This window comes from Ferranicluibacter rubi, assembly GCF_011603255.1.
Classification (GTDB): Bacteria; Pseudomonadota; Alphaproteobacteria; order Rhizobiales; family Rhizobiaceae; genus Ferranicluibacter; species Ferranicluibacter rubi.
The window spans coordinates 1-24,720 of sequence record NZ_JAANCM010000023.1 but is presented as its reverse complement, the minus strand read 5'-3'; the positions used below and the strand labels follow the sequence as shown (position 1 = coordinate 24,720).

Genomic DNA, 24,720 nt, shown 5'->3' with positions numbered 1-24,720 from the left:
TTAGTCTCCAATGGTCATGTAGTGGCCGTTTAGGACGGTCTTACATGCCGCGAACGGTACGCCCGAAACATAAAGGCCGTCGCTCGTCCGTCCGATTCCGACGACAAAAGTCTTATCATCGGAAATCAAAACGTCGCCCTGCGCCGACACTGGAACCGTCAGTCCACAAACCACGTCGGCGGCAACATCGCGGGTCTGCACCAAGAAGACGGCAACCGTCTTTCCAAGGTCGCCACGCTCGTAAATCCGCAAGCTGCACTGGTGCGCGGCACTCGGGCAATTCGTCGTAAATCGGCCGTCAAAGCTCCGCTCTGTCTCGCTGGCGATAGCCAGTGAAGGGAGAAGCGACGCAAGGACGGCAAGGGCAAGGCGGCGGGTCATCTGGGCTATTCCGTGTCGAGGTTGTCGGTAGGAAAGGAACGGCGTTCGCCGTCCTCGGCTGTCATGATTAGGCGGTCGCCCTCGGCGGTGATCTTAAAACCGCGAACGTTGATAAAGGCTCCCTCGCCGTCCTCCTGCAGTTCTTCAAGGATGCCAACGAAAATGTTCGGCTTGGTGATCTCGCCACGCTCGAACGTGTCCACGATCTCCTGTTCTACGGCCTCCTGAATCCGCAACTCGGCAACCTTGGCAAAGGCCATCGTCGCGGCCGTCCAGCCGTCCGCATTGAGAAAGTGAGCCTCGCCCGCCTCTGGCGAGTAGGTCATAAGCTGGCGGGCCGTCGTCTCGATTGCCTCCGCATAGATAGCGGCGAAATCGGCGCGTCCGTCTGCAAGGGCAAAAGCCTGTTCGGCTTCAAGCTGTGCGACATCGGCGGCGCGGGCTTCAAAAAAGGTCATCGGGGAAGTCTCCTGTCCTCTATAAGGGGGATTGCGACGGCCTAAGCCGCCGCCTCGTTCGCGTTCGCGGCCCTCGGGGTCGGCGTGTCGTAAAGCTGGCGCATAAGCCCCTGCGCGATCTGGTCGGCGTTCTCGGCATGGGAAAGCGCGGCCAACAATTCCAGGCGCACAAGGTCGGGAACCTGCGCGGCCTGTGCTTGGGACATAAGCCCGCAAGCGGCGGAAATCAGGTCGTTCAAGGCTCCCCGCATCTGGCGAAGGTCGGAAATCTGGTCTGCGATCTGGCGGCGGCAAAGTGTCGGCTTGGTCATGTCGGCGTGTCCTGTATGCGATACGATTTCAGGGTTTAGAGAGTAGAGCGGGCGGCGGGCTGGTGAGGTGGGAAATCGGAACCCTCCCGCCGCTTGCGGCGCGGCTGGAAATCGGGGTTAGGAAGCGGCCTAAGCCGCCTCCCTCATGTCTTCGGCTTCGGCGCTGGTTGCGCTCCCTGCCCTTTCGCGGATGAAGTCGAGAACCTTTTGAGCCTCGGAAGCGGCGCGGAAAAACGCCTGTTCGTGGTTCTCAAGAAGCTTGATCCAATGGCCGATATATTCGGCGTGCTGTAGCTTCGCCTCGATACCGTATTCCATGGCGAGGAAAGCGGCGCTCAACTCGGCAACCAATTCCTCGGCGGCATATGCCTTGTCTCCGAAACGCTTTCCAAACTCGCGCTTCAAGCGGCTGTCTGCGCCTGTCCAGTGGCCGATTTCGTGAAACAAGGTCGCCTTGTAGTGGTCGAGGGAAACGAAAGCTTCGGGCTTCGGCATTGCGATAAAGTCGCCCTTTGGGGAGTAAAAAGCTTGGTCGCCACCATGGCGAAGGTCGAGGGCGATAGCGTCCACGAGTTCGGCCGTGTCCTCGGGAAGGTTCGACGCGATAGCCAGTTCTTCCGCCTTGATCTCGATGTTCTCGCACTGGTCGAGGTTGAAAACGGAATAGCCCTTGAGAACCCAAAACTCGGCCATGCCGTTTTCGTTGATCTTCTCGCCCTCGGCACCTGTCGGGGTCTTCTCGATCTTGCTCATGAAAAACACGCGCTCGGCCTTGCTCCCCTTCTTAACCGTGCCACCCATGGCGGCGATCTGCTTGAACGTGGCCCATGCGTTGCGGGTAAAACCGTTTGCCTGTGCTGCTCCAAGAAGAAGCCAAATGTTCGCGCCGCGATACTGCTTGCGGGTCGCAAAGTTCATTGGGAAACCGCTCGTAACAGCTACCTTCTGGCCCTTGCCGTCCACCTTCCACGGCCTCGCCCACGACGCTACGCCAGCCTTGAGGTCTGCGAGGATCGCGTCTGTGATCTGCTTATAAGGGGAAACGAAAGTGTTGTTTTTAATTGCCTTGGTCATCTGCTAATCTCCGCTCTCGGTTAGAATTTCCGTTCCGTTTCGCTTGGGAACACCTATATAATAGTGGCCAATGGCCACCTTTGTCAAGATAAATTATGGGATTTTGCGAATTATTTTGCGTCAACGAATTTTGGACTGGACATAACCGCCCCCCCCCGCTCTACTTTCTCGCGAAGCGCAACCTTCCTTGGTCATCCGACCAGGTGCATTGAGAGAACGGAGTTTCGAGCATGGCTTTCACGACAAAATGGTATGCGGCCGACTTCCATTTCGGACATGCCGCGGCCCTGTCGTGGGGTCTGCCGTCGCGGTCTTTCGCGTCGGTCGAGGACATGGACAAGGCGATGATCGAGGCCGTCAACGAACGGCTGGCCGTGTCCGATCTGCTCTATATCGTCGGTGATTTCGCCGTGTCGGCCGATCCCGACTATGTGGCGCACGTCTTCCACGCCCTGAAAGGGCGCAAGGTGTTGTTGCTCGGCAATCATGACGTGGACAACAAAGGGCAAGTGAAAGCGTCTCTGGCGGCTCTCCCTTGGGACGTGCCGCCCGCTCACGCGCTCGAAACAAAGGACGGCGGCAAGCGGCTATGGCTGTCGCACTACGCGCATAGGGTCTGGCCCGCCAGCCACTACGGCGCGTTCCATTTCTACGGCCACAGCCACGGCAATCTTGGCCCTGTCGGGCTATCTCGTGACGTGGGGGTTGATCTGCCTGACATGGGCTTTGGCCCTCGGCGTTTCTCGGAAATCACGGCGGGAATGGAAAGCCCGCCGTCCTTGGCTCAACCGCCCTCGGGCGAGGGCCAAGGCTAACATTGGAGCATATCGGAGAAATCAGCATAGCGCCGCCTTTTGGGGCGGGATTTCGGGAATTCGCGTCACGCTTTAGAGCGGAAAAAGAGTGCCGCAGGAGACTTAGCGTAGCGGCGCAAAGCGCAAGTCGGGACCGACCCTCGCCGCTCGGGCGTTCCGTATTCTTGCCTACCTTTTTCGTGAAGGGACAACATGGGACTGACTTTTGAGAACGTGGCGGGCATTGCCCCGAACGCCGAATTTGAATGCCGCTCGGGCTGGCGCGATCTGATCGAGAAAGCGGCGGGTGAAATGGCCGACTATCCCGACGACTGGCGCGTGGTGATCGCTGGCGGCAAGGAGAAGATGGGTGGGCTTGTCCTGTCCGTCTCCTACGTCGGCCGCTGGCCTGTCGAGCCTGTCGAATACTTCATTGAAGACTGGCGCAAGGCATCCCTTGCCGTATGTGAGGAATGCGGATCGGCGGGCCGTCTACGGCTCGGTGTCGTCGCCGCGACACGGTGCGAGGATCACGCCGATTTCGTCGCGCCCTTCCGTGACGAGGACGGCGAAATCCTCGATCTGCCGCCGACTGGCGGGCCTGTCTGGAAAGACGGTCGCAAAGCCTCCTATTCGCCATGCGGATAGAGCCTGTGCAAATCGGGTGGTCCGATCCGCTTAATACGGTTGACGAGCTTGCGGCTTACCTGACGACGAAATGGCCCGCCTCGGCTGGTGAGGCATACCTTACGGCCTTGATGGTCTGTGAGGCGGTCTTGCGCGGTAGCGAAGACGATACGGCCGAAGACGCGAGGGCGGCTTTCATTGCCGCCGCTCAAGAGGCGGGGTTTTCCGTCTTGAGCGACGACGACGGCCCCGATTTTTGAGGGCCGCATGGGCGGGCTTCTAGCCCCTCGATCGTTCGTTTTCTAGGTTCCAATAATGAAGGTTATCGGTAGTCAGACATTGCCGAAACCCATATCCGACTTTTGTACCTAAAGCCGCCCAGGTTCACTAAGGCGCGGTCGCGGGAGCGAAAAGCCCCTGTCGTCGGGCATTTTCAGGCGAGTTCGGCCGCTTGCGGTCGAGGCGTAGCCGCCCGCTCCAGGACGACGGGCCTAACGCCCTGCAGTCCGTCGCGATCCGTTCGACGGCGTGACGAGAAGCACGGAAATCTTGCGGTTGCCACATCGAGGGCAACGCAATCTGTCGGCTAGATTCATGACAGGGAAATCACGGCCTCGGGTGGCAACTAGGGTTGTCATGTCGAGCGCATATTTCCAGTCGCACTTACGCGACGACATGCCAGTGTCCATCGTGCCGCCTCGGCAACTGGCCGACATTTCCCATCCTGAATTCAGGGCTTCGCCCAATGTCTCTATCGCGCTCATGTCAGATACCTAGCGCGGACCTTGAAAAGGAACAATGAGTGAACAAATTTGGTTGTGGATTACAGGCGGGCACAATCCAGCGCACCGCGCTTCTATAGTATATATGGCCGAGTTAGAGACATTGATTCAGCAAGAGGGCGGAAGCCATTCCAAAGGTTTCACATTTCATAAATCGCAAGCCAGCCGCGAACTTGCTTCATGCAGTAAACGTCGCGGAAATAGTCGGGCGATCTTTGAATTGCCTTGTAACGCTGAATCTCGCTCATACGGATTGCCCGCCTGACGAGGTGAGCGAACGGTTCGAGCGGCTACGAGACAACCATTTCGGGCCGTGGCTCCGTAGAAACGCGCCGAATGGTCGCAAGGAAGGCCCGCCGACGTTTATATGGGCAATCGAGAACTCGGGCGGCTGTCTTCATGTCCATTGGCTTGTCCATCTGCCAGCGGGCCGAATAGAGGATTTCAAAGAACGGCTCCCGCTCTGGCTGGCAAAGGTGGCTGGCGCGGTTCACGACGCGAAAGGCGCTATCCATGTCCGCAAGGCTCCGACGCCTCGGGGCGCGGTCAAATATCTTATTAAGGGGATCGACCCGTTCTATGCGCCGCTCTATGGCATTCGCCAAAGCGATCAAGGCGAGGTCATCGGAAACCGCTCGAACTTCTCCCGATCCCTCGGGCCGTCAATGAAAAAGACCCTCCAAGCCGAAGGGCGGATGAAGCCGACGCGACGTATAGGAATGCCGCGAAACGGCGTTCTGGCCGCTCCTGCGGGGCCGTGAATTAGCTTCGGATTCCGCTCCTGCGGGTGGACTGCTTTAGCCGTGCCTCGAAATAGGTTCGAAAGACGACGTTCTCTGGATAGGCGGCGGGGTCGCACCATATCGCGCCGAAACGGCCGACAAGGCCAGCGATCCAATCGGCCGCTTGCATGGTCTGATAGCGGTGGCTTTCCAACTGGAAAGGCGGCTCGATCAAAGCCCGCATGGGTAGCTTGTTGGCATACATCGAGCGCGACGAGGCGGTGATAAGGTTGTCCCGCTGGTCATGCTCATCAAGTGCCAAAATGAAGTTGCTAGGCGGGTTACAATCCACCTCGCAAAACGAATTTACGCGTTTGATCGCCTCCAATAAGACCCGCACATAAAGGTTGTTCGGGTTATGCCTGTCGGGTGTCTGCGTCTTCTTGATGCCGACGTAAAAGACAAAGCCGCCAACGGTTTGAATCTTGTTGAAAAACCGATTGGTGAATTTCCGAAGTTCGGCATATTCGGCCACGTTATGAGCGGTGTAGAGGCTTGCGCCCTTCTTCTCCCACGTCGCGGGGTGAGCGCCCGCCCGCTTGATCTCCCAATCAAGCAATTCGCATTTCCGCTGGTAAAACCACGTTCCAAAGCCGCGCACCTGATCTGCTGGCAAAACCAAGCCAGCAAGGCCGAATACAGGGCTTTCTTTGAATTTGGGGTCAGTGCGGGCGACATATGGTCCGATGTGGCCGAACTCGTCGAGGTAAGCTACATAAGTCAGTTGAGTATGCCCCAGATACACGAAAACCCACGCTGTTAACGTGGGCCTCGGAAAGAGGGCAACAACTCATTGCGCCTCGGTCATATAAATAGCTGTTGACATCATGCACGTCAAGGGCAGTGAACGGCGGTAGTAAGAGCCGCCTAGTAGAAGCGGGTAGTAGGAAGCTCCTACTACGAGCATAGAACACGGGGTAGACGGCATTTTAAGGGTTTCATGGTGGCATGTCTGGATGACAAAGCCGCCGAAAACCCCGCGCACTAAGCCGTTGCTACGCGACGACGGCGGGGCTTTGCAGTCTCGGCCGATACAGAGACGCAATCCAGCGCAACCCCGATTGCCGTTCGATCCCATGCCCCCAAGGGTCGAACCCGCCCTTGCCACCCTCGCCCAAAAGCCGCCCGCCGGCGGCGCGTCGTGGGGCTGGGAAATCAAGTGGGACGGCTATCGAATCCACGTTCATATCGAGGCGGGCCGTGTCCGTGTCCTGACGCGAGGCGGCTATGACTGGTCGAACCGTTTCCCCGCGATAGTCGAGGCGGCTCGATCGCTCGGCCCTGCCAGCATGATACTTGATGGCGAGGCCGTCATGCTCGATGAACAAGGGCGATCTGATTTCAACCTCCTGCAGTCGTCGCTTGGCGCGAACGGCCGAAAGAGCGGAAACCTGATCTCGCCCGCCGTCATGATGGCGTTCGACTTGCTCTATCTCGATGGTCACGACCTGCGAGGGATGGAATACAAGTCGCGGCGGCAACTGCTTGAAGACGTATTAGACGACGTGGACGGCGGCGCAATCCGGACTTCGGACGAAATCGAGGCCGATCCCGCCGAATTACTCGAACACGCCTGTAGGCTCGGCCTTGAGGGTATCGTTGGGAAGAACCACGACGCGCCCTATAGAAGCGGCCGAACTGGTGACTGGCTCAAGCTAAAGTGCGTCCAGTCAGAAGGGTTTTTCGTGGTCGGCTATGAGCCGTCCACAAGCGGGCCGTTCTCGTCTCTCCTGCTGGCCGCATATGACGGTGACAACCTCCGCTATGTCGGCTCGGTCGGAACTGGCTTCAAGACAGTAGAGGCGGGGCGGCTTCGGGCAATGATGGATAAGCTGACGTGGAAACGAAAGGCTCCCCCTGTGCCATACGACGGCAAGCGGCGGGTGGTCTGGGTCGCGCCGACGCTGATAGCCGAAATCGAATTTCGGGCGTGGACTGCGAACGGCCAGCTACGGCATTCCGCTTATAAAGGGCTACGGGAACGGCAAGACAACGCCGACGTTTACCGCTTGGACGAATAACGGCGGCATGAAGTCCAGCCGCAAGGGGAACGCCATGGAAATCACATCGCCAAAGATTGCGGCGGATCATCCCGACTATCAGATTTCGTGCGAGGAAGCCTTAGACCTTCCCGCCCGCGATCTGGTCGATAAAGCGATTCAAGCGGGCTGGTCGCCTCGGGTGATCTATAAGGCTCTCCAAGAGGTCGCCCGAAACCAAGCCCTCGCATACGAGGAAGACCCTGATCCCGAAGACGATCCCGCCTAACTTGCGGACTTGAGGCGTTCGATCTGGTCGGCTGGCATCCCGATCTGTTCCAGGTGCGCCAGGCTGACGATCTCAATAGCGTCGGCCGTGGGGTCATACCACGCGAAACCCTCGCTGGTGAGCCGTCCTATCGTCCACGCTGGCCGTGGCGGCTGTGCGCGTTCCTCGTCGGTGGAATGGTCATCACAACGGCAACGCTTCCAGCCGTCCAGTGTCCGCATGTGGCCCGCCTTGCCGCATTCCTCGCATGTAACCCTCGAACGGAACTCTGCCAGCATGAGAGGGCGCATGTCCTCGTCCGCTCGGTCGGCCTCGATCCGCAAGGCTCCCATCTTTTGAGAGACGGCCTGAATGCGGAAACCGTCGCTGGCCTCGTCCAGTAGTCGGCCGACGATCTGCGCCCATCCCTGCCCGCACTCGGGCTTAAAGGATGGCACGAACTGGTCGGGGCGGCGGGCGGTCACGTCGTCAAAGGTCATCATGTCGGCCGATCCCCTCAATAGCCAAGATAGCCGATAATGTCGGCTCCCTCGTAAACGTCGGGTTCAATCGGCGTGGCGATCCGCTCCCCTGTCTCGTTGTCGATGATAGTTCCGTCGTCCGCGACGGTCACGGTGATACCGTGACGGCGCAACTCGGCCTTGGCATCGTCAAGGGAGAAAGACGAAATAACGGCATCAAGATATCTCATTACGGCGATCCTCTCGGGTTCGGCTGATCTTATGAAAAAGCCCGCTCGGGGCGGGCTTCTGGTCGGCTACATGCGATCAAGGTATTCCTCGCACCATCCCATCTGCCAATGCCCGTATGTCGTCCACCGCTCCCACTTCGTCGCCTCCTTATAGGTGGCGCATGAAGTCGGGTAGACTTGAGCGCGGACGGCATCGCGGCCTTTGTTCTGGAAACTCTGGCCCGCCACAATGCCACCGACAACGCCTAGCGTGAGCGGATTGAAGACGAGTAGGCCAAGGAAAACCAAGGCCAGAACGGAACGGATAAATGCCATGTCTCGCGGTCCTTTGAGTCCGAATTTCAGAGGTCGATATCAAGCTTCGGCTTAGTCTTCTCGGCGGGCTTCGCCTCGGCGGTCGGCTCAACTGCGGCTGTCTTCGCCGTCTGATCGACCACGACGACAGGCGGGATTTCCGCGACGGCCTCGGGCTTCTTCGCTTCGACAATCGGGGCGGGCTTGTTCGCACCATTGCCTGAAAGAAGGTCCGCGAACGCCTTAGCTTCGGCCTCGTCCCTCTGCTTCTTCGCATAGGCTTCCGCCGTCATGCGGGCGGCGGCTTCGGCATCGGCGCGGTCTTTATCAAGCTTCGCCTGACGCTCGGCCTTTTCCTGTGTCCGCTTCGCTTCCTGCTGTCCCTTATAAGGGCGGCATTCCGTGTATGCGACTGCCATGCGCAAAGGCTCAAGGCAAAGCGCAAGGGTCTTCGCTTCTTCCTCGATCTTGGCTGTTTCCGCCTTTGCGGTTTCTTTCGCTTTGTCGTCGGGGTTTTTCAAACCCGACAATACGGCAAACGCCTCGGACGGCTTCATGCCAAGGTCAACCGCTTTCCATACCTTATCCGCCACGGCATCGGGAACGTTCCCCCAAAGCCTACCTTGCTCATCGATAAGGTCGATACCTTCGGCCTCGGCCGTCGTCGTGGCCGTGATCGGACCCTTGAGGCCGATAGCACGGTAAGCGTCGGCAAGGGTCATTCCCAAACTCGCGAACTTCATAGCCTTGGCATGTTGCTCGGCCGAAACCTTCCCCCAACTCTTGCCGTCGTTGTCGACCAATTCGACGGTCGCGGCTTCGGTCGTTGTGGCGGCTGTCGTCGTCTGGTCAAGGGCGGGCTGAACGCCGCGCATTTCCGCATCGGCCGCAATTTCGATTTCCGCCTGTTCGCGGTTCGGTGCATCGGCCAGCCATACGGCCATTTCCTCGGCCGTAGGCTTCGCCTCGGGCGTGGGAATGACTTCGGGAAGGGCAAGGGTCGCAACGGCGGCGGCGGTCGCTGGTGCGGCCTCCCTGCCCTTGGTGTTGCGGGTCTGGCGTTCGCGGGTCTGCTGGCGGTCGCCTACGCGCCCTTCCAGCTTGTCGCCTCGGCGGGGCTGGCGATCTTTGCCGCCCTTCATGGCCTCGCCCAAAATCGTGGCTCCGATTCCGATCCCGAGACGCAACAGGTCGCCGTCTGCCCTTGCGGGCGAGGAAAGGGCCGTCATCGCAAACATGGCGGCGGTGATGGAAATCGCGGTCTTCTTCATCGTGCTAATTCCTGCTCTCAAATTCAGAAAATAGAGGCGGGCGGGCTTTGTTTTACCTGCCACGCCTCATTGCATCGGGTTACTTGGCCCGCTCTTTTTCCTGCTCGGCAACCTTCGCGCTGTTAAGGGCGGTCTGGTTCTTGTGCGACTGTTCGGCATCGACGGGTTCCCCCTTCGCCTTGCCGTTTTTGTCCTCGCAATGAAGCTTCTTGCCGTCCTCGGAAAGGCGGTAAACGTCGCCGTTATGCGGGTTCTTGACGGTCGCCCCCTGCCCCTGATCGGCTTCCTTTTCGCGAAGACGGCCAACAACGGTCTTCTGTCCGTTGAAAGCCTTTGCGTCTTCGTGGGCCTCGATCTTGGCCTTGAAACGCTCGGTTTCCTTGTTGAGGTCGGTGGAGCGGGCTACCTTCTCGCCGCGCAATTCGCCCTGCTGGTCGAGCGTCCACTTGGTCGGGTTGCGCTCCTTGTCGTAAGTGACAACCTCGGCCTTTTCCCCACGGCCCGAACGCTTTTCGAGCGTGTCCTTGATCTCGGCACGTTCCTTGTTGTCGGCCTTGAGGTCGCGGTGAGCCTGCTTCTGTGTCGCGGCGGCTTGCTCCTGACGGTGGCGCATGTTTTCCTCGAACTTGGCGAGGGGCATGGTGGCCGTGTTGCCGTCAAGATCGGTGCGGACAACTTTGTCCTTCGTGACGCTGAACGTGTATTCGCCCTGACGGAATGAAAGCTTAGGATCGGCTTTCATGCCCTCAAGGGCGTTGGCTGTGTTGCGGGTCACGTCGGCCTGACGGTCGGCCTGATGGGCGCGGCTTTCGGCAACCGTCATCGTCTTTTCGTAGCCGTTCGGCTGTGTGTGAACGACGCGATCCTTTTCCAGCCGATAGCTGTTGTGCAAGGCTTCGCCGTCCGCCGTGTAGGTGGTCACGGTCGCCCTGTCGCCCTGCTTCGAAAGCGTGTCGGTCGGCAAGGTCATCGGCTCGTTGCTGGCAACGTTCTGGATGTTGGTATCCTTGGCCCAACGTTCCTCGATAACGGCCTTGTGGATGGTCGCCTGTCCACGCTCCCATGCGCGATATTCGCTTTCGCGATCTGCATTAACGTCCATGAACTTCACGCCCTCGGGGGCGCGGTGGTAGTCCTGCAGTGCTTCAAGCTGGCCCTGATGGAAAGCCATGTCGTCGCGCTTCTTCTGGTCGAGGTCGTCGGCGGTCGCCTTGGACTTGTCGGCCGTCTGGCCCTTGTCGAGGGCGGCGCGATCCTGCGCCAGCTTTTCCAGTCCATCCGTCTGTTCGCGGGTCGGACCCTGCACGGTCTGCGGGAAATGCTTGTTGACGTAAAGCTGTGCCTTTTCCAGCGAGATTTCGTCGGACTTCGGCTTGCTCCCCTTCTCGCCCATAGGCGTGAAAGCGGGAACCGAGGAAGGGTCAATCTTGAACTGTTGCTGTTTGGTCTGCTCGTTGGTCGGATCGTTCCCAAAGGTGAAGCGTGGCGGCATGTCGAATTTCTCCTGTTTTACTCTTAACTACTTGGCAGGACTGAATATTAGGCGAACGCAAAGGGTAAACTAAACCTTTGCGTTAGCGGGTGGCTCTGAATGCACGGTCGGGGTCATACTTGCCGTCGCCGTGGCAAGCGAAAGTGACACCGTGTTTCGTCCAGCAGTCTTGAAGATTCATTTGCGCCACAATGCCCGCAACGATGGGGGCCGCGAGGAACAAAGCAAAGAACGCGAGGTAGCCGACACAAACCAGTCGGATTAACCCAAAGATCATTTTAGCCTCCATAATCACTTCGCATTTCAAAGTTTATTATAGTGGCCGTTGTCAACTTTTTCAAGAAAAAATCGTTGAAATCACTAGGTTTTTCTTCGCGTAACAAGTAAAGAAACAGGTTATTACTTAGGTTGCTTTTTAGCGATTATATTAACCGCCTGGCTACGGCTCCCATCGGATCGCCCCGCCTCTATTCCCTGAAAACAGAAAGGGGGCCGTGAAGCCCCCTAACCTGCTCGATCTGATCGCCTGACGGTCTATGCGGCCTCGGCATAGTCCTCGTTGATGAGGTCGATAACGTCCATTCGAGCCACGCCCGCCCGCATGACGACGGCGAACGCCAAGCCGCTCCCCATGCGAAGGTCTGCGAGGTCAAGGGACGGCTGTTTAGTCACGCCCTCCACAAGAGCGGCGCGGTTGCGGTCCTCGTTCCGCAACGAGAGTTGAAGCCCTGTTCCCTCGCCGCCTCCCTTCATGAACTTTAGCAAGTGCGCGATGGAATAAGGCTCGGCCTGTTCGGTCGGCGCGGTGAACCACGTCGGCACGATGCCGCCAAGCCAGCCAAGAGAAATCGTATCGTCGCCCTCGTCGCCCATTGCCAACTTGCGGGCGGCATAGGTCGGATAGATGTTGTCGGCGGAAAGCCCCTGCCATGTGTTGCCCGCGATGGTCTGGCAATACTGCATTGTCGAGACTTCTTCGCTGGCAAAGAACACCTTGGAACGCATGCAGTCCATGAGGTTCTTCGTGGCCGTCTCCCCGATGATCTGTTCGATTGCCGCCCACGATTGGGTCGCCGCCCAAAGCAGAAGGCCCGACGATCTGGCTCGATTCCAGAAATCGGAATCCGAGTCATGGCCTTGGGTAACGAGCGATTGGAACTCGTCGGCAATCATCAGGCAAGTCGAGGTCTTGCACTGCTCGGGGTCAACCTCGTAGCGGCGCAACGCCATGATGTAGAGGCGGGACTTGAGCCAGCACGTTACCAGCTTGGAGCCGATGGAGTTTTGCGGTCCCATGGCAACCATGACGATCCCGCCCTTGAGGGCATAGTCCACGTCGATCAAGTCGGCGTAGGTGCCAGCACCGAACCGACGCAAAAGTTCCCGCTCTCCGCGCAGTGAGCCAAGGACAGACGTAAGCGTCTGGATGATCCCCGAACGGGTCTCCTTCGCGTTGCTATCTGCCCAAAAGGTTCCGATGAACCAAGCCGCGCTATCATAAGCCGCCTTGTATTCAACCTTTTCAGCCTCCGAAAGCTTGCCGTTAAGATGCGGCGCGTTCTCTTTCAGTTTTTCGACGGCCTTTTCAATGACGGCCTGTTCGGTCGCCAAAGCCATGATCCCCAAGAGCGAATAGGGATGCGAGGCGAACTCGTCGACCCACTCGGCAACCGTTTCCTCGTCGTAGGCAAGAGCCTGTGCGACGGTCGCGGCGTGGACGATCAAATCGGCACTGGATCGCGTCCAGAAGTCCGCTTTGCTGTCTCCCGAAACCTGCCCCAAAACGCCCTGATAGACTGCGCCGACTTCATGCGGTGCCATGCCAGCCAGAAGGTCAACGCCATACTGGCCGTCGCCCAAACCGATAATCTTCACGTCGTTGCGGTGGCTGACGAACTCCATCATTTCGCGCCACAAGCCGCCCTTGCCGTCCATGACGAACGCACCGATCTTGTGGCCCACGCCCCAAGAAGCATGAAGGATCGCCCTAGCGACTGGCAAGATGCCAAGGGTGGTTTTCTGCGCCCCTGTCGGCCCGACGAAAATTCCGTGCTGACGCAAGCTGTGGCCGTCAAGGGACATGGCCTGATTGCGCAAAGGTGCGCGACGGTCGCCACGAGTTTCCAGAAGCCCTGTCGCCGTTCCAAGCTGAACAAGCGGCTCGTGCTTGAGCGCGGTGGTGGCATAAAGCACCTGACGGCGATAAGCCTTATAGTCGTTCAAGCGGGATGCCATTTCGGTTTTCCAGAGAAGCTTTGCGTCTCGGGTAGCCACGCGCAACGGCCCTGACATGCTCGCCCAAAGGCGGTTCATGCCCCTGACAAAGCCAAACCACCAGAACACGAAAAACAGTGCCAGAAGCGGCGGGCCGAACGAAAGCACGGTGGCCGCGACGGACCAAACCCGCTCGATGACGGCGAGGGCATACCAAGACAGGACAGGCAACCAAAGGCCCGCCTGATCGGCCCACGACGGATAGGGGGTCATTTGCCCGCCGCTGGTCATGCCGAACGCACGGAAACCGAATTGTGACAGGCTGGAAACCGCCAGCAAGAAAACAGGCAGAGCAACCGCGATGATCGCCGCACGACGGCCCGCCTTGCGGACGGTAGCCCAAACGTGATCGTCGGTAAGCTGGCCCTTCGCCAGTTCCGCCACGTCCTTGCCGTTCAAAAGCCTACCGTCCCAAACAAGCCCCTTTTTCACGTCGGCGGGGATGGTCTTCCAAGCCGTCTCGTATTCGGCGCGGGGATATTCCTGCTCGGCATATGCAACGAGGTCGCCACGCAAAAGCGGGCTGGCCGAACGTGCGAAATAACCGTTGGCGATGTCGCGGACTTTGCCGCTGGCACGGCTCAAAAATGCGAACATGGGTTATTCCTTTCCTGCTGGCTTAAAGCTGTTGATGATCGCCAGTGTCGGTTCGTTGAACCCGCGCTGGCTGGTCGCGTCTTCGCAACCTTTGGCAATCGGGCCGATGACGGTAGCGCAACGGCCACGGCCGATAGCCGTGATGGCCCAACGCCCGCCGACATAGGCGGCAACCGAAACCTTACCGCCGTCCTTGTCCACCACGGCCACGCCATCCTTGAGACGGCCCGAAAATTCAGACAGTAGACGGGGCGGGCTTGTGATCTTCGCGGGGGTCTTCAAGCCTCCGAGCTCGGTCCAGTTCTCGGGGGAAAGGCCATAGGCGGACACGTCTTTGACGACGGCGGCCGTCAGAGCGTCATAGTCGGCCTGTGAGAGGCTTTCGGGGGTCGGCGCATAGTCCGCCAGCCAAGCCAGCTCGGGCGGGCCTTTAAGACCGCCGCCAAGGTCGAAATACGTATTGCGGTCGTAGGTGAACGCCTCCGCGATCCACTCGGGCGGGGTTGCGAACGAGGGAACGACTGCGCTCCGAAGAACCGTGTATCCCGACACCAAACCAAGGGCGAGGGCGGGGAGAAACAGAAGCTTGGAAAGCCTCTGAATGCGGGCCGTCAAAACATGGCCTCGGGTCGCGATTTTGGAAACGTCCCAAGTCGGATCAAGTGCCTTTGGGCTTGCCGTCAAAGTGGCCTCGATCGGCGGGCTGTCAGCTACAAAAGCCCTCTCGTGTCTGGTCATGGATTACCCCCTGATTTCCGCCTCTAAGGCGGCTGTGCTGTCTTCAATCAATTTGCGGATCACGTCGGAAACAGAAGCCGTCGCGGACTTCCCCCGCATCATGCGGGTAGCGGCAACCCGCTTTAAAAGCGTGTGCTGTTCCTCGGTAATCACTAGGCTGGTGGTCATTTTCGCCATCCGTCATTACCTCATTACTTCATTACCATAGGTGACATTTGGCCACCTTCATAGGGCTGGCCGACAGTCTCACGCGGGCGTGGTAAACATGGGGTTTTCGTCCAGGTGGCACGTTGATTCAAAGTGAAGCAAACATGAAAAAGCCCGCTCGGCGGCGGGCTTCCTCGATCTCTATAGGGTAGGGCGGTTTACATGCTCGGCCCCTTGGAAACGCTTGCTTCGCGTTCCTCTTTCCTGCGGCGGCGTTCGGCCTCGGCCTCGGCCCTCGCCAGTGCGGCGGCTCCCTGATCGGGCGTAGGTTCGACAACCTCGCCGCGCTTCACGGCACCCTTGAGACGGTCGGCCTCGCGCTCGGCCTCCCACTGGTCGTTGACTTGCTTTTCTTCCTTGCTCCAAACCTTGTTCTGGATCGCGTCGTTCCAATCCTTGAACTGCGGTGCGGGCGCACGGTCGAACGTAAGCTTGTTGTCCACGCCTCGGGCCATAATGGCGATCTCTTCCACTCGCGCCGCGAATTTCTTCCCTGCGCTGTCGTTGTCCATGGCCGTATGAATTTCGGCTTTCGGGAATTTCTTGAACAACTCGTAGAGGTCGCGGTAGCCCTCATCTGATCCCTCGCCAAAGGTCGAGGCGATCAACGGCCCCTTGGGTCGGCCGTCATGCTGATAGACGGAAAGCCCATCGACAAGAACCTCTGTCGTGTAAATGCGCGTCGGGTTCTCCATGTCGCCCAAGAGGCCAAGGCGTTTCGTTCCCTTGCACATTTTGGAGAACGACCGCTTTTGGCCCGCTTGCTTCTCGCCCTTCCGCTCGTAGTTCCAGATATTGCCGTCAAGGTCTTTGTGAGCGAACGTCGCCCCGCCCGCATTGTCGCGGCTCCACGGCATTTCAGTTCCGATCTGTCCTCGGAACTGTCGCTGTGTCTCGGCATCGATTCCACGACGCAACAGATAGCTATTCACCCATCCGTTATCGCGGGTCTGCGCCACCTGATCGCGGAAACGCTTCTGAATGCTCTTCAAGCCATCCGCTACGGCTTCATAAGTGGAGTGTGCGCCGTTCGCGATCCTCTCGGCAATCGTGCGCTTGGTGCGAACTTCCTCCGAATGGCTATGGAACTCCTGCCCCTCGTCAAATTTAGAGAGTAGAGCGGGCGGGCGGCTCAAGCTGTCTTTTTCCCCAAGCTTCAAATTGTCATACATGGCGCGGATTGCATCGCCCTTCTTGCCGCCATACCGCCAATTTTCAAAGGCGAACGAACCACCGCTTGCACCGCCATCGCGCAACGTCCACTCCCATCCGCCGTGATTTTTACCACCGCTAAGAGACTGACGAACTGACACTGTTCCGATGGTCGGGTGGCTAAGGAAATGCCCTTCGAACGTTGGCGTGGTCGTGCCGTCATCGCGCTTCTTGCCGCCGCCCTGATAGGCTTCGACATAGGAAAAGCCGTGATGTTCGCAAAGGTAGCTATAGAGGGGATATTGAGCGATATAGTCGATATGGCGCTGGTCGATGTTAACCCATGTCTTCTTCGGCTTCTGATCCTGCTTCTGCTTCTCGGCCTCTGCTCTGGCCTGTTCGCCAACGCTCAACGTCTTCACGGCCTCGAACTGGTCAACGCCCTCTGGTGTCGCCCCCGCTCTAGTCTCTTCGGGCTTCTGTCCGATCTGGCCCACGCCGCGAGGCATTGGGCGGCTCGTCGTGAATGGCGACGGCTTCGCATTGTCAAGGAATGTCGGGCCTTTGCTCGGCTCGGCGGCTTTCGCTTCTTTCTTCGGTTTGTTATGCATAACTTCCACTTCCTCCCGCTCGGCTTCCTTCGCGATCTTCTCGCCAAGGAATGCTGAAACGCTATCATGAAAGTCACAAGCGTTGAGTTTGGCCGACGACTTTTGATTTTCGGCAAGGAACTTCTCGATTACCTGTTCAAGTGTAATCTCTTCCTCGGCGGTCGTATGGTTCTCGTCTGCCCCGCCTGTCTTCGGGTTAAGGCTCATGGTCTTGCCTGCACTCGCCGCCAACTCGTCTTCAATGCGGTTCTTGTCGACAAAGACCTGACAATCAAGTTTGTGGCGCGTCATCATGACATACGCCAACTCTGCGTTGCCAGCCTCGCCCGCATAGACAAACATGCGGTCGAACGTCGATCCCTGCAAGCTATAAACCGTCTGTGCATACGCATAGTCAATTTTCGGGATATGCTTCGTGTTCGATCCTTCTTCGCGATAACCCACCATTTCGGACGGCTTCGCTTTGAAGGTTCGGCCGTCATCCGTTTTGATTGTGAATGTCGGTTCGCCCTCGTCTGCTAGGTCAATACGGAGAATAGTCGCGGTGGTGTTATTGCTGATTTCGAGGTCGCGTAGCTTGAAGCTTTCGCCGAAGATAATCCGCTCCCCTGTGCAGAACTCGCGGTCAACTACGCGCTGGTTCATGCCTCGCGTATATGCTTCGCCTGTCCAGCCTACAGAGGCGATCAATCCGCTCTCTTTGAAGATTTCGCGGGTGGATAGGTTAAGCTTCATCGCATGGGCGTTTCTATATACGCCCATCATGCGGGTAGAGAACGGGTTCTCGTCAATGTCCTTGAGGTAGGCGTTGCGAGTGTCGTCCAGCGCGGTATCGGTGAACTTCACGCGGTCGGTATCGAGGTAAGTCTTGAAGCCCTCGGTAATCCGTCCTTCCGACATGAGGATTGAAGCCTCACGCTGTCGCATGTCCTTCTGGCGCACGATCTCGCCAAGGACCACATGCCCGCACACCTCGGGCTTGGACAAGAGGGCCATGGGTGCGCCCTTCGTGATCGGCTGTAGCTGGCGAGTATCGCCCGACACAATAAGCCGTGCGCCTGTCGTCTTGGCGATCTCGATAAGCTTTTCCATGTCGTCCAGGCCAACCATGCCACCTTCATCAAGGATAAGCGTGGTGTTGCTGTCGATGGTGATTTTGCCCTTCTCGTAGGCGTTGATGAAGCCAGCGACGGCTCGGGCCTTGTCCTGCGCGATCTGTGCATCATTCGCGACGACTTCCTTAGCCTTATGGCTCGGGGCAATCGCGTGAACGTCTCGGCCCATGGCGCGGTGAATGTCGGCCACGCCCGCCAGCATGAACGACTTGCCCGATCCCGCACGGCCTTGGACAAACGAAATCTGATCGGGGCCACAAGCCCAACGGATCGCCCGCTTCTGCTCGTCCTTATAGAAGCCACGTTCGCCGTTTTCGAGAACTCGGCCACCACGAATAAACCGCTCTACGGTTTCAGGGTCGATAGGCTCAAGGTTGCCCCTCATGGAAAGGGCGTTGCGGATCATCAGGCGTTCTTTCGCGATGATCTCGGCCGTCGAGAAATAGAGGTCGTCGCCCTTCTTATTAAGGGCAACTAGGTCGCCCGATGCGATAAGCTGTTCGACCGCCTTAATGGCTGTCTCGGGGTCCGTGTAGACCTGCAGTTCCTCGAACACCTCTTTGAGGATTCGGCGTTCTTCGAAAACCGAGTTTGTGGAAATCAAAGCCGAATATGCGCGGGCCTTGATCTCGTCCATGTCGAAAGCGGGTCGCTCTGCGGGTAGGGGTTCGCCCCCTTCCATGTTCGCGGCAACCTGCTTCTCTACCCATTCCTTCGCCTCATTGCGGTTCTTCTTGTCGGCGGCTTCCTGCACGGCTTCGACAATGGTTTCAAACCGCCATCCAAGCGCCGACGCTTCCATGTTCCAACGGCCATAAAGTTCCGTTAGGGCTGGCTGTTCGGACTTGTCCTTGCGGGTGTTGAGGTTGGCATACTTCGCCATTTCGCGGTGCATCGCGGTATCGGTAACGCCGAACTGCGAAAGGTAGTCATCCATTTGTCCGCTTCTTTTAGAGAATGCGGCAACAAGCTTTTCGTCCACGCCGTCGATTTCAAAATTACGGTCGGCTTTAGAAGCTCTTACGCCTAGCGTCTGGCGCATGTGGTTAGCGGCTCCCATGCGGTATAGGGCGGCAATCGCTCCCGCATGGCGTTTGATTTCCTTGTTGTCTAGGGTGCCTGTCGTGCCATCGGCTCGGATACAGACATTGAATAGCATGTTGTGAGTGTGAACCTGCGGATCGCCCTCGCGGCTCGTCTTGTGTTCATACTGGCCCAACATGACATGCCCCGCGCCCTCGTGGCCGAACTTGTCGCCACTACGGCGGGCGATGATAAGGCCGTTCGCGTGTGCATACTGTAGAGCAATCCTCACGCCGACGCGCTGTGCTTCCTCGATCTCGGCCTTGTATCGTGCGCCCTCTGCGCTTCCTCTATAGGACGCATCCGCCGCCAATCCCCAAAGCAAACTTGCCGACTTCGGCAACGCGAACTGTAGGTCATAGCCCACGGTTCGAGCGGCCTTGGTGTGCTTGATGAGTGCCTTGCCTGTTTCCGCATGGTAGCCTTTGCCGAATGCCAAGGCTTCCTCGAACGTGAGAACGTCGCCAGTCTTCCCGAATGCGGGAACGTCCTCGGGCGGGGTCTTACCCTTCCGCTTCCCTGCGGCCCACTTCTCAAGGTCAACAACTGGTGCCTCTCCAAGGATCAGTTTGCGGCCTTGGCTCTCCTTCTCATGAATGCCGTTGTCCTGCACAAGGCCAGCCTTGCCGCCAAGATATTCCGCATAGACGGCGGCTCCCCTTGTCGCCTCAAGGACGGATCGAACACCCACGTTCGCATCCAAGCCAGCGGCGGAAAGCCCCTTGTTCTCATTCGCGGCGTAAGCCTCAAGGCTATGCAAGTAGGCCACGCCCTCAATGCCGCTGATCCGTTCACAAGTCATCATGGCGGCTATTCCTTATTCTGCGCTGTCGAAAGAATGAGAGTAGAGGGCGGCGGCATTGAGCATTTGATTCTCGGCTTTCAACTCTTCCACCTCGGCAAGGGCGGCAAAACCGCGCTCGACCTGATCGCTCAAGTTTGCCTCAAGCTTGCCGATCCTATTGATAAGGTCGGCCACGTTTCCGACTTGCTCAAGCCTCGGGACAATATCAAAATGCGCCCGCAAGGCTTCGGCCACGATCTCGGCTGGCGTGATTTTCTTGCCAGCGAGGACAGAGCGGACCTTTGCCAAGTCGTCCAGGCCATCGACCAGGCGGGCATCAATCTGAACTCTAAGGGGCTTCGTGTTTAGCGCGGCCATCGGGGCTTTCTTCCTATTTTTGACGACGAAAAACCCTTGTTTCGTCGGCATTGTGCTTGTTCCTTGACCACACTTAGGCATCGCTAGATGAGTAGTGTGTTAAAGAAAATAACTCCGTGACCTAATCCCGTAGTCTGACAGCATGATGACGTTAGGCCATTCTGCAGTCAAGGGGATAGTCTACGAGTTAGCAAAGATGGAAAGGCCGATAAGTGCCTAATGTGTTCTCATATCATTGCCGTATGATAGCCGTAAACGATCACGATTGCGTAGCGACAAAGTCGCGAAGCAAGCGCAACGGCAAACTTTATTCCATAAATCCTGAAAACGATACTTGACGCGAAGGTGGCCAAATGTCACCTTGTATTCAGTGCTAACTGATTTGGAGGCCAAAGGGATGCCAGCCGATAACACGAAAGATAAGGGGGTTATCTCGCTAGACGTGATGGCGACGACGCCAAACGTAAAGCGGAATACCCTGAAAGAGATGATTGCCGAGTCGGCTACCTATGATCTCATTAGGAAAGCCGAAAAGAACAAATACACTCATGCGGAAATCGCGGTTGCCCTGAAAGACAAGGGTATCGAGATCAAGCCCGAAACCCTCGGTCTATACCTTCGCGAAATCGCAAGGGAGAAGGGCGAAGACAATGCGAAGCAGAGTGCGAAGCCCAAGGCGAACAAGCAAAAGCCCGCGACGGCAAGCCCGCAAGGATCGCCTAGCGATACTAAGCGGACAGAAGGAAAGTCGCTCGGTAAGCCGCTCACGACACCCGCCGCATTCAACGATGAAGTCTGATCAGAGTATCAGCGTAAAGGAGACTGAAATCATGGCCGCACCCAAGGCTACCTCTACCCCGAAGAAAATCCTCGCCCTCATCACGAACAACAAGGGCGGCGTTGGCAAGTCCGTGATTGCTCGTGTCATGGCCGACGTATTCCGTGGCGCGAACAAGTCCGCGCAGTTCTACGACACTGACGGCGGCACTGGCTCCCTTCTGTTGTCCTACGGCTCCCGCGATAGCAACGGAAGCTTGCTCAAGGATCAAGACCCCGCAAACGGCGGTATCGGCTGGTTCGACATTCGTTCGGACAAGGACCGTGCGAAGCTTCTGGATAACCTGTCTTCGAACGCCCCTGTTATCGTGTGCGATATGGCGGGCGGCTCTCTGGCTGAAATCTCGCGGATCGTGGATGACGGCGACGGCTTTGACGGCTTCATTGATGCGGTCGAGGCGCAAGGCTATGGCCTCGTAATCATCAACGTTGTTTCGAACGTGCAAGGCGCGACGACTTCGGTTCGCGATTACATGGGTGCCTTTGGCGGTCGCGCTCAACAGATCGTCGTAGTCAACAAGGCTTGGGGCAAAGACGAAAGCGACTTCCCTTTCTGGTATGGCTTCACCAACTCGGAAGGCCAGCAGAAGGGCGGCAAGACACGCGCCGACTTCCTCGCGGCTGGCGGTGTCGAGGTTCACTTTCCCGCCCTGCAGTCTGGAACGTTCGCAAAGGTGGATGCCCTGCAAGTTCCGTTCTCGGCGGCGGCTGACAACCCCGATCTCTCCATCACCGAACGCGCTCACCTTTCCAAGTTCATGAAAGCGGCTCGTGAGGCATTTCTGGAAATCAAGGACAAGATCGGCCTCTAAGGGGGCCGACTTCTAAGCGTAGGGAGTTGGGGTAATGGGAAGCATGGATAGCAAGCCGTCGTTCTATAAGAGGGCTGTCGAGACGTTCGACATTCCAAACGAGCGGGCCGAAAAGATCGTTGCTCAAATGGTCGCCCTCGGGGTGGATCGCGACAACGAATATATGCTCCTGTTCCTCGCGACTGGTCGCATTGAACACTTGGTCGAGGCGTTGCCCGCCTCGATCCGCAAGGAAGGTGGCAAGCTGATCGAAGCAATGGGCCTCACTGTCTCAAAGGCTCTCGATGAAAAGCTACAGGTCGTCCCTCAACAGGTCCGCAAGGACTTGTCGGCCGTCATGGAAAAGTCCCTTGGCGATCTGGTCAAGAACGTAAACGTGGCCGTCTCGAAAGAGACGGACCAACGGTTTGCGGACGCTGATCGCAACTATAGCCTCAAAAAATCGGCTGTCCTGACTGGCGGTGTCCTCGCCGTCGTGATCGCTCTCGGCCTCGGCTATCTGGTCGGCCGTGATGCCGTCTCGGCTGATGCGGCTCGGTGGTCCAGTGTTGTCACTTTGGAAGACGGCGCGAAGTGGCTGAACCTCGCCCGCTGGAATGACTATGACGGCATGATGGCGCAAGGATGCGGACCTAATGACGGCGTGGTGATCTCGGGCCGCAAGATTTGCTCTGTCCCTGTCGCCACTGGTCCAGCCGTCGCCACGTCTAAGGGCGTGGACTACGTGCGCTTGTCCCTTGCAGAGTATGCCAACAAGCTAGGATGGCTCGGCTATGGTCTAGCGGCCCTCGGCGGTCTGGCAATCGGCTGGCTTGTTCGTCGTCCTCGGTAAAAAATCAAAAGCGGCCCTTCGGGCCGATCCGTTAGAGAGTAGAGCGGCGGGCGGGTCTGGCCCTTGGAAGGAAAATTCGATGAGTAACAATCCAGCTTCTTCCGCCGCAATGCAGTTGGGCGGCATCTTTACGGCTTTGGTGGGGTCTATGCCCCTCGAAAGCACTCTGGCGGCTCCCGCTCGGCACGGCTACAGCCAAGGCGACATGAACGCCGTTGTAAACGAGGCGAACAAGCGAATTAGGGTTCTCAATGATCGGGTGCGACGGCTCAAGGCCGATGGCACGAAAGCCGTTCGAGCCTTGAACGATACCGTCATGGCTCAAGCCGAACTTATCATCGAACTGGAAACGAGATTGCGCCTGACGCAAGAGACGATGGAAGAAATGGAACGGTCTGCACTGCCGCGACCGTCTCCCCGATTTGAGATTGAAGCCGTCGCGATGGCTCCTGTAGTCCGTCGTTAATCGTCCGAACCTTCTACCTCAATCATGGCCTCGGTCCCTATGGGTTCGAGGTCATTTTCTATTGCGGCCATGATCAACCCCATGTAGGGCGGGATTTTTCGACTGCCTCCCTCCCAACGCTTCACGGTGAAAAGGTTGACGTGTATTCGCTCGGATAGGGTGACTTGGGTAAAGCCCTGACGCTTGCGCCAAGCTACGAAAAAGGCGGGGTCCATAGTCAGCATGTCGGCGGTTCTCGATTCGTGAAAAAGGGCGGATATACCGCCCTCTAACTTATCCCTGAAATGGTGGCCGTTGTCCATCACGCGCCTTGCGCACTTGCAAACATCGACGGCGGGGGTGTCGGTAGCTTCGGCTGGTAAGTGAAGGTTGCCGACGTGCCACGCTTGAAGTCGCCTGACGGCGTAGGCATCGGCCTCTTGCCGAAAGTCTTCCCTGCGGCGTTGGTCGCAACGCGATCCAGTTCCTTCGCTCCGAAAACAAGGTCGGTCGGCTGGCCGTCGTTCTTGAGGTCGTTGATCATCTGGCGGGCCGTGTCGGGCCTGTGGTTGCCGAACATGAGCGGGGCTTTCGGTAGTCCCTGAATGTGACGCTCTCCCGCCATGTGACGTTCGATTGCCTTTTCATGAGCCGTCGCGAGGATCGACCTTTGCGGGCCGTCCAGTTCGTTCGCCCAGGTGAGCGTCTTACTGGTGAGGTTCTGCCCCAACTTCTGACGTTCCTCGTAGGTCTGGCCGAGTGCAAAGCTCTTGATGTCCTGCGGCTCAAGCCCCTTCGCCTTGCGATCGAGGGCGTTCTTTTCCCGAAGCTGTTCGGCATCCATGCCCGCCGTGTCGTCGTCCTGCTCTGGCTCGTCGGCCTCGTCGGGCGTTTCCATGGCAACCGCACCGCCGCCATTGCCGCCACCAAATAGGGCGCGATAGGTTGCGCTCCCCATCTTCTTCATCATCGCCCAAGCCCGCTTGAGCGCCCTTGCTATTGCTTTCGCCATTGGTCGGCCTCCCTGCCATTAAATCCCAACTAGGATTCTGACTGTCGGCCAAGCATGGGGCAACGAAAAAACCCTATATAATAAGGGGTTATCAGGAACCGGATGGAATAGGCGGGGCCAAACCTCGACTTGTCAGCGAATTTTTGCGGCCCTGAAAATGGCTCATCGGCTGGTAGCGGGGCAAGGCATCGGCCGAAATTTGCGCCCTTGTGATGGTGTCGCGCCCGACGTAGCGGAAACCTGTCCTGTCGTCGCGGGTCTGGCGGCGATCTGCGCCGTCTGCGCGGCCCTGTGGCGCGTTTTCTGGCACGATAGCGTCAAAGTCCCACGCATCTGGAAGAACCTCACCCACGCGCTTGGAAACGGCCTCTAGGGTGTCCCCAATTTCCAGCCTAACCCACATCGCCCCCGCTCTACTACCTACCTTTGCGGGACGTTCGTAGGACACTCGGACCCATGATGAGGGGAGTGTTTCACTCCCCATATTAGATTCATATATGGAACCTGAAACACCCCCCGCGAATGCGGGAAAAGCCCGCTCGGCGCGGCGGCTGGCCGCGATCCGAACGGCGGTCGCGCTCGTCCAAAGGCTCGGGAATACGTCGGCGGCATCGTTCG

27 protein-coding genes are annotated in these 24,720 nt (G+C 58.1%); 10 read left to right on the top strand and 17 right to left on the bottom strand.

The features are described 5' to 3' along the window. The 4 genes from G8E10_RS24880 to G8E10_RS24865 form a co-directional block, all read right to left on the bottom strand. Complete coding sequence (locus G8E10_RS24880; protein WP_167131091.1) at positions 1 to 381, bottom strand: hypothetical protein; 381 nt, start codon at positions 379 to 381, stop codon at positions 1 to 3. Between the two features lie 5 nt (positions 382 to 386). Further along, complete coding sequence (locus G8E10_RS24875) at positions 387 to 839, bottom strand: hypothetical protein (protein ID WP_167131089.1); 453 nt, start codon at positions 837 to 839, stop codon at positions 387 to 389. 41 nt (positions 840 to 880) lie between these two features. Further along, complete coding sequence (locus G8E10_RS24870) at positions 881 to 1,150, bottom strand: hypothetical protein (RefSeq protein ID WP_167131087.1); 270 nt, start codon at positions 1,148 to 1,150, stop codon at positions 881 to 883. A 129-nt stretch (positions 1,151 to 1,279) separates the two neighbouring features. Next, complete coding sequence (locus G8E10_RS24865; RefSeq protein WP_167131085.1) at positions 1,280 to 2,224, bottom strand: ArdC family protein; 945 nt, start codon at positions 2,222 to 2,224, stop codon at positions 1,280 to 1,282. A 230-nt stretch (positions 2,225 to 2,454) separates the two neighbouring features. Between G8E10_RS24865 and G8E10_RS24860 the strand changes: the two genes are divergently transcribed. The 4 genes from G8E10_RS24860 to G8E10_RS24845 all read left to right on the top strand — a co-directional run bounded on the left by G8E10_RS24860 (position 2,455) and on the right by G8E10_RS24845 (position 5,188). Further along, positions 2,455 to 3,039 (top strand): hypothetical protein, encoded by a 585-nt coding sequence (locus G8E10_RS24860; protein ID WP_167131083.1) that lies wholly within the window; start codon positions 2,455 to 2,457, stop codon positions 3,037 to 3,039. A 192-nt stretch (positions 3,040 to 3,231) separates the two neighbouring features. After that, complete coding sequence (locus tag G8E10_RS24855; RefSeq protein WP_167131081.1) at positions 3,232 to 3,666, top strand: hypothetical protein; 435 nt, start codon at positions 3,232 to 3,234, stop codon at positions 3,664 to 3,666. Further along, positions 3,657 to 3,905 carry a DUF982 domain-containing protein gene (locus G8E10_RS24850; protein ID WP_167131079.1) on the top strand — a complete coding sequence of 83 codons (249 nt, stop codon included), beginning with the start codon at positions 3,657 to 3,659 and terminating at the stop codon, positions 3,903 to 3,905. The genes G8E10_RS24855 and G8E10_RS24850 overlap by 10 nt, the downstream gene beginning before the upstream one ends. 695 nt (positions 3,906 to 4,600) lie before the next feature. Beyond that, positions 4,601 to 5,188, top strand: coding sequence for a hypothetical protein (locus G8E10_RS24845; RefSeq protein WP_167131077.1), 588 nt, complete (start codon positions 4,601 to 4,603; stop codon positions 5,186 to 5,188). Between the two features lies 1 nt (position 5,189). Here the strand turns inward: G8E10_RS24845 and G8E10_RS24840 are convergent, their stop codons facing one another. After that, positions 5,190 to 5,954 (bottom strand): DUF3800 domain-containing protein, encoded by a 765-nt coding sequence (locus G8E10_RS24840; RefSeq protein ID WP_343289884.1) that lies wholly within the window; start codon positions 5,952 to 5,954, stop codon positions 5,190 to 5,192. Between the two features lie 211 nt (positions 5,955 to 6,165). On the opposite strand from G8E10_RS24840, the gene ligD reads away from it, so the two are divergent. Next, positions 6,166 to 7,230 carry a non-homologous end-joining DNA ligase gene (ligD, locus tag G8E10_RS24835; protein ID WP_167131075.1) on the top strand — a complete coding sequence of 355 codons (1,065 nt, stop codon included), beginning with the start codon at positions 6,166 to 6,168 and terminating at the stop codon, positions 7,228 to 7,230. A gap of 34 nt (positions 7,231 to 7,264) precedes the next feature. Then, complete coding sequence (locus G8E10_RS24830) at positions 7,265 to 7,477, top strand: hypothetical protein (protein ID WP_167131073.1); 213 nt, start codon at positions 7,265 to 7,267, stop codon at positions 7,475 to 7,477. Here the strand turns inward: G8E10_RS24830 and G8E10_RS24825 are convergent. From G8E10_RS24825 to G8E10_RS24780, 10 genes are all read right to left on the bottom strand, one after another. Then, positions 7,474 to 7,959, bottom strand: a complete 486-nt coding sequence (locus tag G8E10_RS24825) for a hypothetical protein (protein WP_167131071.1) — start codon at positions 7,957 to 7,959, stop codon at positions 7,474 to 7,476. The genes G8E10_RS24830 and G8E10_RS24825 overlap by 4 nt on opposite strands. A gap of 14 nt (positions 7,960 to 7,973) precedes the next feature. Continuing rightward, positions 7,974 to 8,168: a hypothetical protein gene (locus tag G8E10_RS24820; RefSeq protein ID WP_167131069.1), complete on the bottom strand. Its 195-nt coding sequence runs from the start codon at positions 8,166 to 8,168 to the stop codon at positions 7,974 to 7,976. A 66-nt stretch (positions 8,169 to 8,234) separates the two neighbouring features. Beyond that, positions 8,235 to 8,483: a hypothetical protein gene (locus G8E10_RS24815; protein WP_167131067.1), complete on the bottom strand. Its 249-nt coding sequence runs from the start codon at positions 8,481 to 8,483 to the stop codon at positions 8,235 to 8,237. Between the two features lie 26 nt (positions 8,484 to 8,509). Continuing rightward, on the bottom strand, positions 8,510 to 9,796 hold the full coding sequence (locus tag G8E10_RS24810) for a hypothetical protein (protein WP_167131065.1): 1,287 nt from the start codon (positions 9,794 to 9,796) through the stop codon (positions 8,510 to 8,512). Between the two features lie 16 nt (positions 9,797 to 9,812). Continuing rightward, a complete protein-coding gene (locus G8E10_RS24805; RefSeq protein WP_167131063.1) occupies positions 9,813 to 11,225 on the bottom strand; it encodes a hypothetical protein in 1,413 nt (470 codons plus the stop codon). Between the two features lie 534 nt (positions 11,226 to 11,759). Next, complete coding sequence (locus tag G8E10_RS24800; protein WP_167131061.1) at positions 11,760 to 14,096, bottom strand: type IV secretory system conjugative DNA transfer family protein; 2,337 nt, start codon at positions 14,094 to 14,096, stop codon at positions 11,760 to 11,762. Positions 14,097 to 14,099: 3 nt separating this feature from the next. After that, complete coding sequence (locus G8E10_RS24795) at positions 14,100 to 14,834, bottom strand: hypothetical protein (protein ID WP_167131059.1); 735 nt, start codon at positions 14,832 to 14,834, stop codon at positions 14,100 to 14,102. Positions 14,835 to 14,837: 3 nt separating this feature from the next. Beyond that, positions 14,838 to 15,002, bottom strand: a complete 165-nt coding sequence (locus G8E10_RS24790) for a hypothetical protein (protein WP_167131057.1) — start codon at positions 15,000 to 15,002, stop codon at positions 14,838 to 14,840. Positions 15,003 to 15,199: 197 nt separating this feature from the next. Further along, positions 15,200 to 19,807: a MobF family relaxase gene (mobF, locus tag G8E10_RS24785; RefSeq protein WP_167131055.1), complete on the bottom strand. Its 4,608-nt coding sequence runs from the start codon at positions 19,805 to 19,807 to the stop codon at positions 15,200 to 15,202. Between the two features lie 12 nt (positions 19,808 to 19,819). Beyond that, a complete protein-coding gene (locus G8E10_RS24780; protein ID WP_167131053.1) occupies positions 19,820 to 20,215 on the bottom strand; it encodes a hypothetical protein in 396 nt (131 codons plus the stop codon). 346 nt (positions 20,216 to 20,561) lie between these two features. Here G8E10_RS24780 and G8E10_RS24775 point away from each other — a divergent pair, with 346 nt between their 5' ends. The 4 genes from G8E10_RS24775 (at position 20,562) to G8E10_RS24760 (ending at position 23,111) form a co-directional block, all read left to right on the top strand. Then, positions 20,562 to 20,963 (top strand): hypothetical protein, encoded by a 402-nt coding sequence (locus G8E10_RS24775; protein ID WP_167131051.1) that lies wholly within the window; start codon positions 20,562 to 20,564, stop codon positions 20,961 to 20,963. A 31-nt stretch (positions 20,964 to 20,994) separates the two neighbouring features. Beyond that, positions 20,995 to 21,813: a P-loop NTPase family protein gene (locus G8E10_RS24770; protein WP_167131049.1), complete on the top strand. Its 819-nt coding sequence runs from the start codon at positions 20,995 to 20,997 to the stop codon at positions 21,811 to 21,813. A gap of 43 nt (positions 21,814 to 21,856) precedes the next feature. Beyond that, a complete protein-coding gene (locus G8E10_RS24765) occupies positions 21,857 to 22,645 on the top strand; it encodes a hypothetical protein (RefSeq protein WP_167131047.1) in 789 nt (262 codons plus the stop codon). A 79-nt stretch (positions 22,646 to 22,724) separates the two neighbouring features. Continuing rightward, positions 22,725 to 23,111 (top strand): hypothetical protein, encoded by a 387-nt coding sequence (locus G8E10_RS24760; protein WP_167131045.1) that lies wholly within the window; start codon positions 22,725 to 22,727, stop codon positions 23,109 to 23,111. On the opposite strand, the gene G8E10_RS24755 is transcribed toward G8E10_RS24760, so the two are convergent. Together G8E10_RS24755 and G8E10_RS24750 are read right to left on the bottom strand one after the other, a co-directional pair. Next, the gene (locus G8E10_RS24755) at positions 23,108 to 23,413 is read right to left on the bottom strand and encodes a helix-turn-helix domain-containing protein (RefSeq protein ID WP_167131043.1); all 306 of its coding nucleotides are present in this window, start codon (positions 23,411 to 23,413) and stop codon (positions 23,108 to 23,110) included. The genes G8E10_RS24760 and G8E10_RS24755 overlap by 4 nt on opposite strands. Then, positions 23,413 to 24,102 (bottom strand): hypothetical protein, encoded by a 690-nt coding sequence (locus tag G8E10_RS24750; RefSeq protein WP_167131041.1) that lies wholly within the window; start codon positions 24,100 to 24,102, stop codon positions 23,413 to 23,415. The genes G8E10_RS24755 and G8E10_RS24750 overlap by 1 nt, the downstream gene beginning before the upstream one ends. Positions 24,103 to 24,720 lie beyond the last annotated feature (618 nt).

What these genes read in the sequence shown, in the direction of transcription:
- G8E10_RS24880 (WP_167131091.1), bottom strand. Translation starts at nt 381, where the DNA reads ATGACCCGCCGCCTTGCCCTTGCCGTCCTTGCGTCGCTTCTCCCTTCA.
- G8E10_RS24875 (WP_167131089.1), bottom strand. Translation starts at nt 839, where the DNA reads ATGACCTTTTTTGAAGCCCGCGCCGCCGATGTCGCACAGCTTGAAGCC.
- G8E10_RS24870 (WP_167131087.1), bottom strand. Translation starts at nt 1,150, where the DNA reads ATGACCAAGCCGACACTTTGCCGCCGCCAGATCGCAGACCAGATTTCC.
- G8E10_RS24865 (WP_167131085.1), bottom strand. Translation starts at nt 2,224, where the DNA reads ATGACCAAGGCAATTAAAAACAACACTTTCGTTTCCCCTTATAAGCAG.
- G8E10_RS24860 (WP_167131083.1), top strand. Translation starts at nt 2,455, where the DNA reads ATGGCTTTCACGACAAAATGGTATGCGGCCGACTTCCATTTCGGACAT.
- G8E10_RS24855 (WP_167131081.1), top strand. Translation starts at nt 3,232, where the DNA reads ATGGGACTGACTTTTGAGAACGTGGCGGGCATTGCCCCGAACGCCGAA.
- G8E10_RS24850 (WP_167131079.1), top strand. Translation starts at nt 3,657, where the DNA reads ATGCGGATAGAGCCTGTGCAAATCGGGTGGTCCGATCCGCTTAATACG.
- ligD (WP_167131075.1), top strand. Translation starts at nt 6,166, where the DNA reads ATGACAAAGCCGCCGAAAACCCCGCGCACTAAGCCGTTGCTACGCGAC.
- G8E10_RS24830 (WP_167131073.1), top strand. Translation starts at nt 7,265, where the DNA reads ATGGAAATCACATCGCCAAAGATTGCGGCGGATCATCCCGACTATCAG.
- G8E10_RS24825 (WP_167131071.1), bottom strand. Translation starts at nt 7,959, where the DNA reads ATGATGACCTTTGACGACGTGACCGCCCGCCGCCCCGACCAGTTCGTG.
- G8E10_RS24820 (WP_167131069.1), bottom strand. Translation starts at nt 8,168, where the DNA reads ATGAGATATCTTGATGCCGTTATTTCGTCTTTCTCCCTTGACGATGCC.
- G8E10_RS24815 (WP_167131067.1), bottom strand. Translation starts at nt 8,483, where the DNA reads ATGGCATTTATCCGTTCCGTTCTGGCCTTGGTTTTCCTTGGCCTACTC.
- G8E10_RS24805 (WP_167131063.1), bottom strand. Translation starts at nt 11,225, where the DNA reads ATGCCGCCACGCTTCACCTTTGGGAACGATCCGACCAACGAGCAGACC.
- G8E10_RS24800 (WP_167131061.1), bottom strand. Translation starts at nt 14,096, where the DNA reads ATGTTCGCATTTTTGAGCCGTGCCAGCGGCAAAGTCCGCGACATCGCC.
- G8E10_RS24795 (WP_167131059.1), bottom strand. Translation starts at nt 14,834, where the DNA reads ATGACCAGACACGAGAGGGCTTTTGTAGCTGACAGCCCGCCGATCGAG.
- G8E10_RS24790 (WP_167131057.1), bottom strand. Translation starts at nt 15,002, where the DNA reads ATGACCACCAGCCTAGTGATTACCGAGGAACAGCACACGCTTTTAAAG.
- mobF (WP_167131055.1), bottom strand. Translation starts at nt 19,807, where the DNA reads ATGATGACTTGTGAACGGATCAGCGGCATTGAGGGCGTGGCCTACTTG.
- G8E10_RS24780 (WP_167131053.1), bottom strand. Translation starts at nt 20,215, where the DNA reads ATGCCGACGAAACAAGGGTTTTTCGTCGTCAAAAATAGGAAGAAAGCC.
- G8E10_RS24775 (WP_167131051.1), top strand. Translation starts at nt 20,562, where the DNA reads ATGCCAGCCGATAACACGAAAGATAAGGGGGTTATCTCGCTAGACGTG.
- G8E10_RS24770 (WP_167131049.1), top strand. Translation starts at nt 20,995, where the DNA reads ATGGCCGCACCCAAGGCTACCTCTACCCCGAAGAAAATCCTCGCCCTC.
- G8E10_RS24765 (WP_167131047.1), top strand. Translation starts at nt 21,857, where the DNA reads ATGGATAGCAAGCCGTCGTTCTATAAGAGGGCTGTCGAGACGTTCGAC.
- G8E10_RS24760 (WP_167131045.1), top strand. Translation starts at nt 22,725, where the DNA reads ATGAGTAACAATCCAGCTTCTTCCGCCGCAATGCAGTTGGGCGGCATC.
- G8E10_RS24755 (WP_167131043.1), bottom strand. Translation starts at nt 23,413, where the DNA reads ATGGACAACGGCCACCATTTCAGGGATAAGTTAGAGGGCGGTATATCC.
- G8E10_RS24750 (WP_167131041.1), bottom strand. Translation starts at nt 24,102, where the DNA reads ATGGCGAAAGCAATAGCAAGGGCGCTCAAGCGGGCTTGGGCGATGATG.